This window comes from Geobacillus thermocatenulatus (assembly GCF_002217655.1).
GTDB lineage: Bacteria > Bacillota > Bacilli > Bacillales > Anoxybacillaceae > Geobacillus > Geobacillus thermocatenulatus.
Genome location: NZ_NEWK01000002.1, coordinates 1,714,972 through 1,730,383, shown reverse-complemented (window position 1 = coordinate 1,730,383; position 15,412 = coordinate 1,714,972). Strand labels below are relative to the sequence as shown.

The 15,412-nt window shown below is 52.2% G+C and carries 20 protein-coding genes and 1 pseudogene; 19 read left to right on the top strand and 2 right to left on the bottom strand.

Features of this window, described 5'->3' with window-relative positions:
• Positions 1–15: 15 nt before the first annotated feature.
• The 17 genes from B9L19_RS17785 to B9L19_RS17705 all read left to right on the top strand — a co-directional run bounded on the left by B9L19_RS17785 (position 16) and on the right by B9L19_RS17705 (position 11,219).
• Positions 16–669, top strand: a complete 654-nt coding sequence (locus B9L19_RS17785) for an adenylate kinase (protein ID WP_025950564.1) — start codon at positions 16–18, stop codon at positions 667–669.
• Entirely contained in the window at positions 666–1,433 is a 768-nt protein-coding gene (gene map, locus B9L19_RS17780) for a type I methionyl aminopeptidase (protein WP_015373727.1), read from the top strand. Before B9L19_RS17785 ends, map begins: the two co-directional genes overlap by 4 nt.
• 95 nt (positions 1,434–1,528) lie before the next feature.
• The gene (gene infA / locus B9L19_RS17775; RefSeq protein ID WP_011229642.1) at positions 1,529–1,747 is read left to right on the top strand and encodes a translation initiation factor IF-1; all 219 of its coding nucleotides are present in this window, start codon (positions 1,529–1,531) and stop codon (positions 1,745–1,747) included.
• A gap of 36 nt (positions 1,748–1,783) precedes the next feature.
• Positions 1,784–1,897 carry a 50S ribosomal protein L36 gene (gene rpmJ, locus B9L19_RS17770; protein WP_011229643.1) on the top strand — a complete coding sequence of 38 codons (114 nt, stop codon included), beginning with the start codon at positions 1,784–1,786 and terminating at the stop codon, positions 1,895–1,897.
• A 20-nt stretch (positions 1,898–1,917) separates the two neighbouring features.
• Positions 1,918–2,283 (top strand): 30S ribosomal protein S13, encoded by a 366-nt coding sequence (gene rpsM, locus B9L19_RS17765; RefSeq protein ID WP_015373728.1) that lies wholly within the window; start codon positions 1,918–1,920, stop codon positions 2,281–2,283.
• Between the two features lie 25 nt (positions 2,284–2,308).
• Positions 2,309–2,698 carry a 30S ribosomal protein S11 gene (rpsK, locus tag B9L19_RS17760; RefSeq protein WP_011229644.1) on the top strand — a complete coding sequence of 130 codons (390 nt, stop codon included), beginning with the start codon at positions 2,309–2,311 and terminating at the stop codon, positions 2,696–2,698.
• Positions 2,699–2,848: 150 nt separating this feature from the next.
• Positions 2,849–3,793: a DNA-directed RNA polymerase subunit alpha gene (locus B9L19_RS17755; protein WP_011229645.1), complete on the top strand. Its 945-nt coding sequence runs from the start codon at positions 2,849–2,851 to the stop codon at positions 3,791–3,793.
• Between the two features lie 100 nt (positions 3,794–3,893).
• A complete protein-coding gene (rplQ, locus tag B9L19_RS17750) occupies positions 3,894–4,256 on the top strand; it encodes a 50S ribosomal protein L17 (RefSeq protein WP_011229646.1) in 363 nt (120 codons plus the stop codon).
• 117 nt (positions 4,257–4,373) lie between these two features.
• A complete protein-coding gene (locus B9L19_RS17745; protein WP_014194604.1) occupies positions 4,374–5,213 on the top strand; it encodes an energy-coupling factor ABC transporter ATP-binding protein in 840 nt (279 codons plus the stop codon).
• Positions 5,189–6,058 (top strand): energy-coupling factor ABC transporter ATP-binding protein, encoded by an 870-nt coding sequence (locus B9L19_RS17740; RefSeq protein ID WP_047752418.1) that lies wholly within the window; start codon positions 5,189–5,191, stop codon positions 6,056–6,058. The genes B9L19_RS17745 and B9L19_RS17740 overlap by 25 nt, the downstream gene beginning before the upstream one ends.
• Entirely contained in the window at positions 6,055–6,852 is a 798-nt protein-coding gene (locus tag B9L19_RS17735; RefSeq protein ID WP_047752417.1) for an energy-coupling factor transporter transmembrane component T family protein, read from the top strand. Before B9L19_RS17740 ends, B9L19_RS17735 begins: the two co-directional genes overlap by 4 nt.
• Positions 6,853–6,864: 12 nt before the next feature.
• Positions 6,865–7,641, top strand: a complete 777-nt coding sequence (gene truA / locus B9L19_RS17730) for a tRNA pseudouridine(38-40) synthase TruA (RefSeq protein WP_025950569.1) — start codon at positions 6,865–6,867, stop codon at positions 7,639–7,641.
• A 178-nt stretch (positions 7,642–7,819) separates the two neighbouring features.
• A complete protein-coding gene (gene rplM / locus B9L19_RS17725; protein WP_011229651.1) occupies positions 7,820–8,257 on the top strand; it encodes a 50S ribosomal protein L13 in 438 nt (145 codons plus the stop codon).
• A 20-nt stretch (positions 8,258–8,277) separates the two neighbouring features.
• Positions 8,278–8,670, top strand: coding sequence for a 30S ribosomal protein S9 (gene rpsI, locus B9L19_RS17720; protein WP_025950570.1), 393 nt, complete (start codon positions 8,278–8,280; stop codon positions 8,668–8,670).
• 119 nt (positions 8,671–8,789) lie between these two features.
• Entirely contained in the window at positions 8,790–9,230 is a 441-nt protein-coding gene (locus B9L19_RS17715) for a YbaK family protein (protein WP_025950571.1), read from the top strand.
• Positions 9,231–9,296: 66 nt separating this feature from the next.
• Positions 9,297–10,013: an N-acetylmuramoyl-L-alanine amidase CwlD gene (gene cwlD, locus B9L19_RS17710; protein WP_047752416.1), complete on the top strand. Its 717-nt coding sequence runs from the start codon at positions 9,297–9,299 to the stop codon at positions 10,011–10,013.
• A 192-nt stretch (positions 10,014–10,205) separates the two neighbouring features.
• Positions 10,206–11,219 (top strand): Mrp/NBP35 family ATP-binding protein, encoded by a 1,014-nt coding sequence (locus B9L19_RS17705; protein WP_047752415.1) that lies wholly within the window; start codon positions 10,206–10,208, stop codon positions 11,217–11,219.
• Positions 11,220–11,307: 88 nt separating this feature from the next.
• Here B9L19_RS17705 and gerD read toward each other — a convergent pair whose 3' ends face one another.
• On the bottom strand, positions 11,308–11,934 hold the full coding sequence (gene gerD / locus B9L19_RS17700; protein ID WP_025950574.1) for a spore germination lipoprotein GerD: 627 nt from the start codon (positions 11,932–11,934) through the stop codon (positions 11,308–11,310).
• 155 nt (positions 11,935–12,089) lie between these two features.
• Here gerD and B9L19_RS17695 point away from each other — a divergent pair, with 155 nt between their 5' ends.
• A complete protein-coding gene (locus B9L19_RS17695) occupies positions 12,090–12,689 on the top strand; it encodes a KinB-signaling pathway activation protein (RefSeq protein WP_025950575.1) in 600 nt (199 codons plus the stop codon).
• Between the two features lie 136 nt (positions 12,690–12,825).
• Here the strand turns inward: B9L19_RS17695 and pdaB are convergent, their stop codons facing one another.
• The gene (gene pdaB / locus B9L19_RS17690) at positions 12,826–13,581 is read right to left on the bottom strand and encodes a polysaccharide deacetylase family sporulation protein PdaB (RefSeq protein ID WP_025950576.1); all 756 of its coding nucleotides are present in this window, start codon (positions 13,579–13,581) and stop codon (positions 12,826–12,828) included.
• Positions 13,582–14,415: 834 nt separating this feature from the next.
• On the opposite strand from pdaB, the pseudogene B9L19_RS17685 reads away from it, so the two are divergent.
• Positions 14,416–15,114, top strand: a pseudogene (locus B9L19_RS17685) (transposase); the annotation flags it as partial.
• Positions 15,115–15,412 lie beyond the last annotated feature (298 nt).

Sequence of the window (15,412 nt, the reverse complement as noted above, 5' to 3'; positions counted from 1 at the left end):
ATAGGGGGAGTTAGGATGAATTTAGTGCTGATGGGGCTGCCGGGTGCCGGCAAAGGCACGCAGGCCGGGAAAATTGTCGAGGCTTACGGAATTCCGCATATTTCAACGGGAGATATGTTTCGAGCGGCGATCAAAGAAGGGACGCCGTTAGGGTTGCAGGCAAAGCAGTATATGGACCGCGGCGACCTTGTGCCGGATGAGGTGACGATCGGCATCGTCCGAGAACGGCTGAGCAAAGACGATTGCCAACACGGTTTTTTGCTCGATGGATTCCCGCGCACGGTCGCCCAAGCAGAAGCGCTTGAGAGGTTGCTTTCGGAAATCGGGCGCAAGCTTGACTATGTCATCCATATCGACGTTCGCCAAGAGGTCTTAATGGAGCGCCTGACCGGCAGACGTATTTGCCGCAACTGCGGAGCAACGTACCATCTCGTTTTTCATCCGCCGGCGAAACCGGGCGTATGCGATAAATGTGGTGGCGATCTGTACCAGCGCCCCGATGATAATGAAGCAACGGTGGCCAATCGGCTTGAGGTGAATAGGAAACAAATGAAGCCGCTCCTCGACTTTTACGAGCAAAAAGGCTATTTGCGCCACATTAACGGCGAACAGGAAATGGAAAAGGTGTTTGCTGATATTTGTGAAGTGCTCGGGGGACTTGCTCGATGATTCGTTGCAAAACCGCGCAGGAAATTGCTTTGATGCGCGAGGCGGGAAAAATCGTTTCCCTTACATTGAAAGAATTGCAAAAGCACATTCGTCCCGGGATCACAACAAAGGAACTGGACGCCATCGCGGAGGAAGTGATTCGTTCCCATGGCGCCATTCCGTCGTTTAAAGGGTATCAAGGGTTTCCAGGGAGCATTTGCGCCTCGGTGAATGAAGAGCTTGTGCACGGGATTCCCAGCGGCCGTGCATTGCGGGAAGGCGATATTATTACGATCGATGTCGGCGCGCAGTATGAAGGCTATCACGCCGACTCCGCCTGGACGTATCCGGTTGGGGAGATCGACGCCGAGACGAAACGGTTGCTTGACGTGACAGAGCAATCACTGTACGTCGGGCTCGCCGAGGCAAAACCGGGCGCTCGTTTAACGAACATTTCCCATGCGATTCAAACGTATGTCGAAGCGCATCACTTTTCCGTTGTTCGCGAGTATGTCGGGCATGGAATTGGTCAACACTTACATGAAGACCCGCAAATCCCACATTATGGGCCACCGAACAAAGGACCGATTTTGCGGCCAGGGATGGCGCTGTGCATCGAACCGATGGTCAATGCTGGCAGCCGTTACGTGAAAACGTTGGCCGACGATTGGACCGTCGTCACGGCCGATGGAAAACGGTGCGCCCATTTCGAACATACGATTGTCATTACAGAAGATGGCTATGAAATTTTAACACATGGTGGAAATGAATCTCCCACTTCATAAGTGGGAAGGGGTAAACGTCTTCTCGATCATCATGGATATCACGTTCGGTTTTGCGCAACACAATGTTACTCATTCGAAGGAGGGAGAGCCGCTCGATGGCGAAAGATGATGTAATTGAAGTGGAAGGCACCGTCATCGAAACATTGCCAAATGCGATGTTTCGTGTAGAATTAGAAAATGGGCACACAGTGTTGGCTCATGTATCCGGCAAGATCCGCATGCATTTCATTCGCATTTTGCCTGGCGACCGGGTGACGGTGGAGCTGTCGCCGTATGATTTGACGCGTGGACGGATCACGTATCGATATAAATAAAAGGAATGCACTCCGTTCAATAGGGAGGTAAACAACATGAAAGTAAGACCATCTGTCAAACCGATTTGCGAAAAATGCAAAGTTATTCGCAGACGGGGCAAAGTCATGATCATTTGCGAAAATCCGAAACATAAACAACGCCAAGGGTAATTTCTAAGGAGGTGTATCATATGGCACGCATTGCAGGTGTCGATATTCCGCGTGATAAACGGGTCGTCATTTCGTTAACATACATTTATGGGATCGGCAAACCGACAGCACAAAAAATCTTAAAAGAAGCTGGCGTATCGGAAGACACGCGCGTCCGCGACTTAACGGAAGAAGAGCTTAGCCGCATTCGTGAGATCGTCGGCCGCTTAAAAGTAGAAGGCGATTTGCGCCGTGAAGTATCGCTGAATATTAAACGCTTGATGGAGATCGGCTGCTATCGTGGTCTTCGCCATCGCCGCGGATTGCCGGTTCGCGGCCAAAACACGAAAAACAATGCCCGCACCCGCAAAGGTCCGCGCCGCACGGTAGCGAACAAGAAAAAATAATCATGCAAAGGAGGTCATTTGACGAATGGCACGCAGAACAAACACTCGTAAACGCCGGGTAAGAAAAAATATTGATACAGGCATCGCCCATATCCGTTCAACGTTCAACAACACGATCGTGACGATTACGGACGTTCATGGCAACGCCATTGCTTGGGCGAGCGCTGGTTCGCTGGGGTTCAAAGGTTCGCGCAAATCAACGCCGTTTGCGGCGCAAATGGCGGCTGAAGCAGCAGCGAAAGCGTCGATGGAGCATGGCATGAAAACGGTCGAAGTGAACGTCAAAGGTCCGGGGGCTGGCCGCGAGGCAGCGATCCGTGCATTGCAAGCAGCCGGGTTGGAAATCACGGCGATCAAAGACGTCACTCCAATCCCGCACAATGGATGCCGTCCGCCAAAACGTCGCCGCGTATAACGCCCCTGTATAGAATTTGCGCCGTTGTCAATAATGGGATATGATAAAGACCATGACAGGCAAGCGTAAAGAGAGATTCATGGGGGAATGTTGGTAGGCGTGTACCGTTTGATCGGGGTCTCGACGTTTTGAAGGAGGGTATAATAATCGATGATTGAAATTGAAAAGCCGAAAATTGAAACGGTCGAACTGAGCGAAGATGCCAAATATGGCAAATTCGTCGTCGAACCGCTTGAGCGTGGATATGGTACAACCTTAGGGAACTCCTTGCGTCGTATCCTATTGTCTTCACTCCCTGGTGCAGCTGTAACATCGGTGCAAATCGACGGCGTCTTGCATGAGTTTTCCACGATTGACGGCGTCGTGGAAGATGTGACAGCCATCATTTTGAATATCAAAAAACTAGCGTTGAAAATTTATTCAGACGAAGAGAAAACGTTGGAGATTGATGTGCAGGGTGAAGGAGTTGTCACGGCTGCCGATATTACTCACGACAGCGATGTCGAAATTTTAAACCCGGATCTTCATATCGCGACGCTGGCGGAAGGCGGCCGCCTGCGCATGCGCATGACCGCCAAGCGAGGGCGCGGATATGTTCCTGCTGAGGCGAATAAGCGCGAAGACCAGCCCATCGGCGTCATTCCGATCGATTCCATTTATACGCCGGTCTCCCGAGTTTCTTATCAAGTTGAGAATACAAGGGTCGGCCAAGTGACGGACTATGACAAGCTGACCATTGATGTGTGGACGGATGGAAGCATCGGGCCGAAAGAGGCCATTTCCCTTGGAGCGAAAATTTTAACGGAGCACTTGAACATTTTTGTCGGCTTGACGGATGAAGCGCAAAATGCGGAGATCATGGTCGAGAAAGAGGACGATCAAAAAGAAAAAGTGCTCGAAATGACGATCGAGGAGCTCGATCTTTCGGTTCGTTCCTACAATTGCTTGAAGCGGGCCGGCATCAACACCGTTCAAGAACTGACGCAAAAAACGGAAGAAGATATGATGAAAGTGCGCAACCTCGGCCGCAAGTCGCTTGAGGAAGTGAAAGCGAAACTGGCTGAGCTTGGCCTCAGCCTGCGTAAAGACGACTAAGCGCCGTCCTCCGTCGGCAAGCTGGAAGCACACTTTCACCATATCGCTTTGATGATGACCACCATGAGGAACACATCACTTTAAAAGGGAGGGACATTTGATGTCGTACAGAAAATTAGGACGCACGACTTCGCAACGAAAAGCACTGCTTCGCGACTTGGCAACAGACTTAATCATCAACGAACGCATTGAAACGACGGAAGCGCGGGCGAAAGAACTGCGCTCGGTCATGGAAAAAATGATTACGCTCGGCAAACGCGGCGATTTGCATGCCCGCCGTCAAGCAGCGGCATTCATTCGCAAAGAGGTCGCCAACAGCGAAACCGGCCAAGATGCACTGCAAAAACTGTTTAGTGACATTGCGCCGCGCTACCAAGATCGCCAAGGCGGCTATACGCGCATTATGAAACTTGGTCCTCGCCGCGGTGACGGGGCGCCGATGGTCATTATTGAACTCGTGTAACGGTTTCATTTCAACAAGGGCGAGACAGTTTCGTTTGAACTGGATCTATGCCCTTTTTTTGTTTACCATCATTTAGCAGGCTGCGTTTACAACGCGGCGAAGCAAGGGGAAACGATCATGGCCGAACCAATCTTGTCGATCGAGGGAGTGTCCTTTCGCTATCCAAATCAATCCGACTATGCGGTGCAAAACGTCAGCTTCACGGCCGAGCGCGGGGAATGGTTGGCGATCGTCGGCCATAACGGATCCGGCAAATCGACCATCGCTCGGATGCTGATCGGCTTGCTTCGGCCCGAGCGGGGCGCCATTCGCTTGTTTGGACGCCTTTTGAACGACGCAACCGTTTGGGAAGTGCGCCGCCGCGTCGGCCTTGTGTTCCAGAACCCGGACAACCAGTTTGTCGGTGCGACCGTGGAAGACGACATCGCTTTTGCCCTCGAAAACAACGGCATTCCGCGCTTGGAAATGGTCGAGCGCATTCGCGAGGCCATTCGCCAAGTCCATATGGAGCCGTTTCTCCATTATGAACCGCATCGGTTGTCTGGGGGACAAAAACAGCGCGTCGCCATCGCGGGCATTTTGGCGCTCCGCCCCGATATGATCATTTTGGACGAAGCGACATCGATGCTTGACCCGCGTGGAAGGGAAGAAGTGCTGGAGACGGTGCGCCGCCTGAACCGCCAGCAGCGCATTACCGTCTTGTCCATTACCCATGATTTGGAAGAGGCAGCGAAGGCGGACCGCCTCATTGTGATGAACAAAGGCGAAGTGATGGCAGAAGGGACGCCGGAGCAAATCTTTCGGCTGGGAAGCAAGCTCGAACGCATCGGTCTTGATTTGCCGTTTGCCGTGAAAATGGGCAGCCGTTTGCGGGAACGAGGCATTCCGCTTCGGATTGGGTATTTTACGACAGAGGAGTTGGTCGAGGAGCTATGGACATTGTATTCGAAAAAGTAGAGCATGTGTACAACGCCCGTTCACCGCTTGCCCGTCGGGCGCTCTATGATGTCAATGTCGCCATCCGAAGCGGGGCGTACGTCGCCGTGGTTGGGCATACGGGCTCAGGAAAATCGACCCTCCTTCAGCATTTAAACGGGTTGCTGCAGCCGACAAGCGGCGCGGTGAAGATCGGCGAAGAGACGATCACGAGCCATAAGCGGCCAAACCAGCTGAAACCGCTGCGCAAAAAGGTCGGGGTCGTCTTCCAGTTCCCGGAGCACCAGTTGTTTGAAGAAACGGTGGAGAAAGATATTTGTTTTGGCCCGCTCAATTTTGGCGTGCCGGAAGACGAGGCGAAGCGGAAGGCGCGGGAGCTCATTAAGCTCGTCGGATTGAGTGAAGACGTATTGGTGAGATCGCCGTTTGATTTGAGCGGAGGGCAAATGCGGCGCGTCGCCATCGCCGGCGTGCTCGCGCTCGAGCCGGAAGTGCTCGTGCTCGATGAACCGACCGCAGGCCTTGATCCGCGCGGGCGCAAAGAGATGATGGAGATGTTTTATCGCCTCCATCGGGAAAAGCAGTTGACGACGGTCCTCGTCACCCACAGCATGGAGGACGCCGCCCGGTACGCCGATGAAATCATCGTCATGCATGAAGGAACGGTATGGGGCCACGGAACGCCGGAAGAGATCTTTCGAGACGCTGACAAATTGACTGCCATCGGTTTGAGCGTGCCGGAAACGGTCAAATTGAAACAGCAGCTTGAAAAGCGGTTCGGTGTTGTCATTCCGTCGCCATGCTTGACGTTGGAACAGACAGCGGAAGCCATCGAGCAATTGTTCGTCAAAGGTGAGCGTCCATGACGAATCATTTGATTATCGGCCAATATGTGCCTGGTCATTCCGTCATTCATCGCTTAGACCCGCGCGCCAAACTATTGATCGTGTTTGCTTACGTCCTGATCGTCTTTTTGGCAAACAATGCGGTGACCTATGCACTGCTGTCGCTGTTTGCGTTTGCCTTTGCCGCGCTGTCTCGCATCTCGTTTTCGTTCATTGCCCGCGGCTTGAAACCGATTTTATGGGTTGTGTTGTTTACATTGCTGTTGCATCTCTTCATGACGAAGGAAGGAGACGTCATCTGCCAAATCGGTCCGCTCTCTGTATATGAAGGCGGCATCAAGCAAGGGGCCTTTATTTCCCTAAGGTTTTTGCTCCTTGTATGGATGACGACGATGTTGACGTTGACGACGACGCCGATTGAAGTGACCGATGGCGTCGAAAGTTTGCTTGGGCCGCTCAAAAAGATGCGCGTTCCTGTCCATGAGCTCGCCTTGATGATGGCCATTTCGCTTCGATTCATTCCAACATTGATGGAAGAGACGGAAAAAATTATGAAAGCACAGGCGGCCCGCGGCGTTGATTTTTCTGGCGGCCGTTTTTCCGAACGGATGAAAGCCATTGTCTCACTGCTTGTGCCTCTGTTTATCAGCTCGTTCAAACGAGCCGATGAGCTGGCGACAGCTATGGAGGCGCGCGGCTACCGCGGCGGGGAAGGGCGGACGAAATTCCGCCAGCTCGCTTGGAAGCCGGTGGACACCGTGTTTTTAGCGGCCGTGGCGTTGCTTTTTGCATTGCTTTGTCTATTACGCTCATAGCGGAGGAAGGCCATGACAACACGGATCAAATGCATCATTGCCTATGACGGCACCCACTTTTCCGGCTACCAAATCCAGCCGGGAAAGCGGACGGTGCAAGGCGAGTTTGAGGAAGTGCTTCGGCGGATGCATAAAGGGACAAAAGTGCGTGTAACGGCTTCCGGAAGGACGGATGCCGGCGTTCATGCCTATGGCCAAGTGATCCACTTTGATACGCCGCTTTCCCTTTCCTCGGAGCAGTGGAAAAAGGCGTTGAACGCCCAGCTGCCGGATGATATCGTCGTTCGCTTTGTACAGGAGGCCGATGCAGATTTCCACGCCCGTTTTTCGGCGAAAGCGAAAGAATACCGCTATAAAGTATGGACGGCTGCCGAGCGCGACGTGTTTCGCCGCCATTATTGTGCATGGCATCCATATTCGCTTCATATCAGCGCGATGAACGAGGCGCTTCGTTTGCTTCATGGAACGCACGATTTTACAAGCTTTTGTTCCGCCAAAACGTCGATCGAAGACCGGGTGCGCACCATGTATCGGGCTGAAGTGAAGGTCGACGGCCCGATGCTCGAGTTTCGGTTTGTCGGCAGCGGCTTTTTGTACAACATGGTGCGCATTATCGTTGGTACGGTGTTGGAGATCGGCCAAAGGAAGCGTTCTCCCGCCGACATTTCGACACTGCTTGCGGCGAAAGATCGGCGCCTCGCGGGTCCAACCGCGCCGGCCGAAGGGCTGTATTTATGGCGCGTATACTATGAGGATGAATGTTTGGTCCAATCATTGGCGGATGGCTGATGGTTTTCCCCGGCTTTTTAAGGCAACGAGTCCTTGTGTAACATCTTCTTGACATTGGCGCGCCGGCAAGCTATTATATCATATGGCATGTATTTTCCACGATTAGCCCCGGACCATAATCGTGTTGAAATAAACGACCATTTGTTTGTTCATTTTTTTATTTTAGGAGGGAACTGCATTGCGTACGACTTATATGGCGAAACCGAATGAAGTAGAGCGTAAATGGTACGTTGTCGACGCAGCTGGCAAGACGTTAGGCCGCTTAGCCAGCGAAGTAGCGGCGCTGTTGCGCGGCAAACATAAACCGACGTTCACTCCGCACGTTGACTGCGGAGATCACGTCATCGTCATCAATGCGGACAAAGTCGAACTGACGGGGAAAAAGTTGACGAAAAAACTGTACTATCGCCACAGCTTATATCCGGGTGGCTTAAAAGTAAGAACAGCGCTGGAAATGCGTACGAACTACCCGGAACAAATGATCGAACGTGCGGTGCGCGGCATGCTTCCAAAAGGCAGCCTTGGCCGGCAAATGTTCAAAAAGTTGCACGTTTACCGTGGAAGCGAACATCCGCATCAAGCACAAAAACCAGAAGTGTATGAACTTCGCGGATAATCATAAGGGAGGGTATGATTTTGGCACAAGTACAATATTACGGCACAGGTCGTCGCAAGAGCTCGGTCGCCCGTGTCCGCCTTGTCCCGGGCGATGGCCGCATCATTGTGAATAAACGTGACATTCGCGAGTACATTCCGTCGGAAGCGCTCATCGAAATGGTCAAACAGCCGCTCGTACTGACGGAAACGCTTGGCAGCTACGACGTTTTGGTGAACGTCCAAGGCGGCGGATTTGCCGGCCAAGCCGGTGCGATTCGCCATGGCATCGCCCGTGCGTTGCTGGAAGTCGATCCGGAATTCCGCACGGTGCTGAAACGGGCCGGTTTGCTGACGCGCGATGCCCGCGTGAAAGAACGCAAAAAATACGGGCTCAAAGGCGCCCGCCGCGCTCCGCAATTCTCGAAACGTTAATCGCGTGATGTTCCAACCCAGCCGATTTGGCTGGGTTTTTTGCTTATTTCTGCCTTTCGCCCGCGCGTATGATTGTGAGCGATCGTTAGACACTACATCGTAAAGGAGCGTGAAAGACGATGACAGTCATCACTTCATTGGCGGAAAAAAGGCAGGAAAAGCAGCTTCGCTATGAACGGAACATGTTGCGCGAACTGTCGCTTGAGAAGTTACGGACCAAAGCGCTTGAGCACTTTGCTCCGTTTTATACGGCGTATCGGATGTTCCCATCCGTTGTGGAGGAAGGCTGCATGGATCTGGCCATTGAAGCGTATTTGCTCGGCGCTCGCTACAGCCGATTTGGCTATTATGGGGAGCCGGCGGCCAGCGTACGCTGTCGATGTGCTCAAGAAGAAAAATATTTGATCGATACGCTGTTTGATTTTCTTTGCTTTTGGGGCCATATCGACGACGATTTCCTCAGCCAGTCGCTGTATGACGCATGTGAACAATATATCGGCAACTGGTGGACGGAAGGATTTGAGCGGGGCAAAAAACGGCGTCGTCTAAAACTTCGCTGAATGAGTTCTATTCCCGCGCCTTGTCCCATATAAGATAGAGAAGGGAAACGTGCGGGAGGAGAAACAATGAGAGAAAAATGGAAGTGGCTGGTCGCTTTTGCTGCCGTCGCCCTTATGAGCACTTTGCTATTTCCGTCTTTCTTTTCCGATTTGACATCAACCAAACCGTGGAATCTCCCATTATCAGGGAGAATCATTATATTGGATCCCGGCCATGGTGGGCCGGACGGCGGCGCCGTCGGCGGTGAGGTGGTGGAAAAGGACATCGCGCTCAACGTAGCGAAAAAGTTGCGCGATTATCTGCAACAGCAGGGGGCGCTCGTCCTAATGACGCGCGAGACAGATCGGGACTTGGCCAGCCCGTCCACACGCGGCTACAGCCGGCGGAAAACGGAGGATTTGCTCGAACGAACGGCTTTCGTCAACCGATCGAATGCCGATCTTTTCATCAGCATCCATCTCAACGCCATCCCGTCGCCGCGCTGGCAAGGGGCGCAGACGTTTTATTACGGGTCTTTCATCGAAAACGAGCGGCTGGCAAGATTTATCCAAGCGGAATTGCGGCGCAATTTGGAGAATACTCATCGGCTGGCCAAAATGATTGATACCGTTTATTTGCTCAAGCATGCCAAAATCCCCGGTGCGCTTGTCGAGGTCGGGTTTTTGTCGAATCCCGATGAGCGAGAGCTGCTTGTATCGGATCACTACCAAACGAAGCTGGCCGCCTCGATTTATAAAGGAGTGCTCCGCTACTTTTCCAATGAACATACGCCTCGCGAGTAGCGGGGATTTTTTAAGGTCGGAACAGAGGAGACAGACAGCCGACTGGCCTTGTTTCGCCAAAAGGAATTCGAAATTCCCCCTTTTCGACCGTGGGACATGCGGGAGCAAGTCAAACATGGCGGCCGTCTGCCGATTTATGGTATGATAACACGTAGAAAGGACCATTGATTTGCAAAAGGGTTGGTGAATACGATGTTGACGGAAACTGAAGTGCGCGCCATTCTTGAAAAGATGAAAGATCCCTTTTTAAACAAAACGTTTAAAGAGACGAATGCCATCCAAGAAATCAAAATTAAGGAAGAGAAAAACCATGTCAGCGTGAAAATCGCGCTCGCCAAAACCGGAACGCCCGAGCAGCTTCGCGTGCAAATGGCGCTCGTCCAGCAGCTGAAAGACGCGGGCGCTGCGACGGTCGGGCTGCGGTTCGCGGAACTGCCGCGCGACGTGGTGGAGAAATATAGCGAAAACAAGCAAAAAACGACGTATATCGCCATTGCCAGCGGCAAAGGCGGCGTCGGCAAGTCGACCGTTTCCGTCAATTTGGCGGTCGCGCTCGCCCGGCTCGGCAAAAAAGTCGGGTTGATTGACGCGGACATTTATGGGTTTAGCGTTCCGGACATGATGGGAATCACCGAGCGCCCGACGGTGAGGGGCGACAAAATCATCCCGGTCGAACGGTTTGGCGTAAAAGTCATTTCGATGGCCTTTTTCGTCGAGGACAACGCCCCGGTCATTTGGCGCGGCCCGATGCTTGGGAAAATGTTGAACAACTTTTTCAAAGAGGTCGAATGGGGAGACTTGGATTACTTGCTGCTTGACTTGCCGCCTGGTACGGGCGACGTCGCCTTGGACGTCCATACGCTCTTGCCGTCGTGCAAAGAAATTATCGTCACGACTCCGCATCCGACCGCTGCGTTTGTCGCTGCCCGCGCTGGGGCAATGGCGTTGCGCACCGAACATGAAATTATCGGCGTGATCGAAAATATGTCGTACTACGAGAGCCGGAAAACAGGGGAGCGGGAGTATGTCTTCGGCAAGGGCGGCGGAGAAAAGCTGGCCAAAGAGCTGCAAACCGAGCTGTTAGGGCAGCTGCCGCTTCAGCAGCCAGATTGGAACGACGACGACTTCGCTCCGTCCGTTTACGCAGAAAATCATCCGATCGGGAAAATTTATATGGATATCGCCCGCAAAATCGTTGCGAAATAGTAATCGGTGTCACAAAAAGCGTCCGATGGCGAGAAACCGCCGATTAGAGCGTTGGCGGTTTTCAGCGCACGGACGCTTTTTTGCTTGATTAACCTCCTCCGCCTTGTTGGTTGCCGGTGCTTTCTTCCCCCTCTCCCCCTTCCCCTCCTTCTTCGTCTTGTTTTTCTCCGCCTTGCTGAACCTTTTCAGCTGCTTTCATCAACATATCTTGAATTTTCGCCTGATACAGCGGGCTGTTCAACGTTTCCGTGATCACCTTTTGCAAATGCTGGCGGAACTCTTTGCTTTTTAAGACATCGACCATGGCTTTTTCCATTTCTGGATCTTTTAAAATATCGATCATCAGCGCCTGGTAATCGGGATCTTTCATGAGCGCCTTCATCATTTTTTCATGTTCTGCTTGCAGCCCTTTGGCAAAACTTTCAGCGAATTTCGGGTCTTTTAACGCACTTTCCCAGAACTTTTTTCCTTGATCGGATGTCAGCATTTGTTGCAGTGTTTCTTTTACAGCTTTTTGATCTATGACTAGTTGCTGCTTCATCTGATCTTCCGACATAATATCTTGAATCGCCTTTTTCCCCTCGTCGGTTTTTAAAATGTCAACAACCATCTTTTTCGTTTCGTCATAATCCGGGGGAGGGGGGCTGGTTTCTTGAGGGGCACAGGAACCAAGAACGAGAAAACTGAGCAAGAGGAGCGGTAGGCATTTGTTCATGAAAGTGAGCTCCTTTCTGCAAAAATCCCTCACCCTTAATATGAATGTTGGCGAAAAAAATATACATGGGGGAGATCGGAGCTGGCTTTTTCACAAGGGCGCTGGTAAAATGGTAAGCGGGTTAGGGTTATGCTGAGATGATGGAGGATGAAGCTGTGAACAGCCGCAAATGGGTGCGTTTATTTTTATCGACGCTGCTGATCGGCGGCATCGCCACGGCGGCCGTCGGCATTGTTTTCAACTGGGAAGAATTCGGGCGCTTGCTGTTGCGCCTGGAAATGGTCGAATTTATGGCTGTTTTGTTATGGCATATCGGTGTTGGCTTTATTTTCAGTGTCATCAGTCAGGCGGGGTTTTTTGCTTATTTAACCGTCCACCGGTTCGGGCTTGGCATCTTCCGTTCGCTATGGAACGCTGTGCAGGTTGTTATGATCATGTTCGTGCTGTTCGATTTAGTGTATTTCCGCTACATGGCGTTTGCGGACAAGGGCGATTCAATCATTCCGTATCTATTGACCGCATTGTTCATTTTGGTGGTTGGTCTCGTTGTTGCCTACGTCAAGAGCGCACAGACGAACAAAGGGGCGTTCGTTCCCGCTTTGTTCTTTATGGTCGTCGTTACGGTCATTGAATGGTTTCCCGTGTTGCGCATCAACGACCGTGATTGGCTGTATTTGATGTTGATTCCTTTATTAGTATGCAATGCATACCAGCTTCTTATACTGCATAAATTGACAGGCGGCGCGAAACAATAAAGAAAGCAAGGCGCCGCCTGTTTTCTTATGGCAGCCGCGAAAAAACGGCGTGTTCGCCAAAAGCCAATCATTCCAATTAGCGGCTTGTCTGCCGCCGCAATCCAACCGCACCGGCGCAGGCCGTTGTCGGAACGTGTCACTCGATCCCGCGGCTTTCGGCTTCGCCATTCGCCAACAGCTCGGAGAGGTTGACGTTTTTGTAGCCGTTTTCTTTCATGGAAGCGATAATTTTCGGCAGCGCTTTGGCTGTCTGTTTTGCCGAATCGGATGCGTGAAGGAGCACGATATCGCCCGGTTCCAGGTCCCTTGTGACGTTCTCAACAATTTGGTCTGTCCCAGGGTTGAGCCAGTCTTTCGAGTCAATGCTCCAATGGACGACAGTGTAGCCGAGGGACTGAGCAACTTTTAACACATTTTTGTTGAAGTTCCCCCCAGGGGGGCGCAGCAGCTCAACCTGTTTCATTCCCAACATGTCAAACACTTTTTTCGCCATTATTAAATCTTGACGGATTTTGGCGTTCTCAAGTTCCGTATAGTTGACAAAGTTATATCCCATACTGCCAATCTCATGCCCCTCTTCTTTGATCCGCTTCACCACGGCTGGATGGCGTTCGGCCCATGAGGCGGATAAGAAAAAGGTTGCGTTTTGAATCCTGTGCTGCTTCAAGACATCCAAAATTTTGTCTGCATTCTCATCTCCCCAGCTGATATCGAACGTCAACGCCACCTCATTGCGGGCGTTGTCCACTTTATATACCGCCTTCGGCCCAGAAGGAAGTGAAAAAACGGGACGGTTCATTTCATAAGCGTACAAGACGACGGCGGTGAAAAAGGCGGAGCAGATAATAATGAGAGCTTTTTTCAGCGTCCGTCCGTTCAACGCGTAAAACATGACATCGGCCCCCTTTTTTGCATTGTAAAATCGTTGTCCTCATAACATCTTATGCGGGCAGCCATGGCGGTTATGAAACTTATTTGCCAGTCCTCTTACCCTCGAAGAGATGGAGGAAGCCTAAAGGAACAGTCTGGCGTCGGTTCCTGGAATTCCCTTAAAAAAGATATTGCGTTTTTGATTGGTAAGTGGTATATTAAAAATCGTCGCTAATCCGACAGAGTGTTCGATAGCGGTGAGTGACGAAAAGCAACCGAAAAGATCTTGACAAGAAAAAAGAGGCATGTTAGTATAAAATAGCTGTTTACAAGAGGAAGTTTCAACTATTCTTCAGTTCAAGACTGCAAATCAGCAGAGAAGTTGTTTCAATGCAGCAACTTTGTGCCTGTGTCTTCTAGTGAATTCGGGGGAATTGGGTCCCTCGGCGCAAAGTTGCAAAGGAGTAAGCAACAATCTTGCGTTTGCAAGTGAACTCAGAGAAGCTGGATTTCTCGACGCAAGACTGCAACGAAGCAAGTTCAAGAAGAGGTCTCGTTCCTTGAAAACTGAACGAAACGAAGCGCGAAAGAAAAGCTGAGGCCGCTTGCCTATCGGCGAAACGCGTTGAGAGGCCCGCGAGCGGGCTTAGCCCGCCAAAGCGGGACACGAAGCGTCGCGAGTCGATAGCGGCCGAAGCTAGACAATCCGAAAAGCCAATCAACTTTCTTTTGGAGAGTTTGATCCTGGCTCAGGACGAACGCTGGCGGCGTGCCTAATACATGCAAGTCGAGCGGACCGAACGGGAGCTTGCTCTCGTTTGGTCAGCGGCGGACGGGTGAGTAACACGTGGGCAAGGTGTTGGAGTGGACGCCGCTTCCGGCTGATATGGCCGGCCGGACGGTGGAGGAGCTTCTTGAGGTGTACCGGCAAAGCGAAGGGATGAAATGCCCGCAGAAGGCCAAAATTCAGGCGTTGATCAACACCGCGAAGGACTCGATTGGGGTGACGGAAGGGACAGCGATGGCCCGGTTTGAGATCGCCGCGCTCGTCCGCCGATACCGCCAATTGGAGGCGGAGATCGCTGCACTGGACGCCGAGTTGAAGGCATTGGTTCAAACAACGATGGAGTATCAATGGCTGAAAACGGTCGACGGGTTGGGAGACGCCACGATCATCGATCTGCTGGCGGAGATCGGCAGTTTTGCCCACTATCGGGACCCGCGTCAATTGGTGAAGTTGGCGGGCCTGACGCTCAAGGAGAACTCCTCCGGCCAGCGCAAAGGGCAAAAGCACATCTCCAAGCGGGGACGGAAACGGCTGCGATCAGTGCTGTTTCGGGCGGTGATTCCGCTGATCCGGCACAATGAGGCGTTCCGCGAACTGCACGAGTACTATACGACCCGGCCCGTCAACCCGCTGACCGGAAAGCAGTCCATCGTCGCCTTGTGCCGAAAGCTGTTGAATGTGCTGTTTGCGATTTGCACGAAGAAACAAGCGTTTGACGCGGAGCGAATGAAACAGGACGTCTTGTCCCAGGTGCAACGGGCGGCCTGAGGCCTCCCCCCACGAACGGAAGAATCGTTGGACAACAGGATGACACCGGAGAAGCTGGCGTGATTTCATCCATTCGACCTTGAGTCCCTAAAGGAGCTTGGCCGGCCTCCGCCTGATGACGAGACCGAACGAGGGAATGTTGGCGCGAAGACGCCCGGAGACATGGGAGGGTTCGTCCTCATCAGCGACGCGGAGATCCAAAGGGTGCATCGAATATGCTTCCCCCCCACGGCAGGAAAATATAACCAGCCGTGGCCGCGAAGCGCACCCTAGGTCTGTAAGATATCCACAAAACTGA

Bases quoted from the DNA above. Each gene is read 5' to 3' on its own strand.
- B9L19_RS17705 (WP_047752415.1), top strand. From the start codon at position 10,206: ATGTTGACGGAAACTGAAGTGCGCGCCATTCTTGAAAAGATGAAAGAT.
- map (WP_015373727.1), top strand. From the start codon at position 666: ATGATTCGTTGCAAAACCGCGCAGGAAATTGCTTTGATGCGCGAGGCG.
- rpsM (WP_015373728.1), top strand. From the start codon at position 1,918: ATGGCACGCATTGCAGGTGTCGATATTCCGCGTGATAAACGGGTCGTC.
- gerD (WP_025950574.1), bottom strand. From the start codon at position 11,934: ATGAACAAATGCCTACCGCTCCTCTTGCTCAGTTTTCTCGTTCTTGGT.
- rpsK (WP_011229644.1), top strand. From the start codon at position 2,309: ATGGCACGCAGAACAAACACTCGTAAACGCCGGGTAAGAAAAAATATT.
- infA (WP_011229642.1), top strand. From the start codon at position 1,529: ATGGCGAAAGATGATGTAATTGAAGTGGAAGGCACCGTCATCGAAACA.
- B9L19_RS17745 (WP_014194604.1), top strand. From the start codon at position 4,374: ATGGCCGAACCAATCTTGTCGATCGAGGGAGTGTCCTTTCGCTATCCA.
- B9L19_RS17735 (WP_047752417.1), top strand. From the start codon at position 6,055: ATGACGAATCATTTGATTATCGGCCAATATGTGCCTGGTCATTCCGTC.
- rplQ (WP_011229646.1), top strand. From the start codon at position 3,894: ATGTCGTACAGAAAATTAGGACGCACGACTTCGCAACGAAAAGCACTG.
- cwlD (WP_047752416.1), top strand. From the start codon at position 9,297: ATGAGAGAAAAATGGAAGTGGCTGGTCGCTTTTGCTGCCGTCGCCCTT.
- rpmJ (WP_011229643.1), top strand. From the start codon at position 1,784: ATGAAAGTAAGACCATCTGTCAAACCGATTTGCGAAAAATGCAAAGTT.
- B9L19_RS17755 (WP_011229645.1), top strand. From the start codon at position 2,849: ATGATTGAAATTGAAAAGCCGAAAATTGAAACGGTCGAACTGAGCGAA.
- pdaB (WP_025950576.1), bottom strand. From the start codon at position 13,581: ATGTTTTACGCGTTGAACGGACGGACGCTGAAAAAAGCTCTCATTATT.
- truA (WP_025950569.1), top strand. From the start codon at position 6,865: ATGACAACACGGATCAAATGCATCATTGCCTATGACGGCACCCACTTT.
- B9L19_RS17785 (WP_025950564.1), top strand. From the start codon at position 16: ATGAATTTAGTGCTGATGGGGCTGCCGGGTGCCGGCAAAGGCACGCAG.
- B9L19_RS17715 (WP_025950571.1), top strand. From the start codon at position 8,790: ATGACAGTCATCACTTCATTGGCGGAAAAAAGGCAGGAAAAGCAGCTT.
- B9L19_RS17740 (WP_047752418.1), top strand. From the start codon at position 5,189: ATGGACATTGTATTCGAAAAAGTAGAGCATGTGTACAACGCCCGTTCA.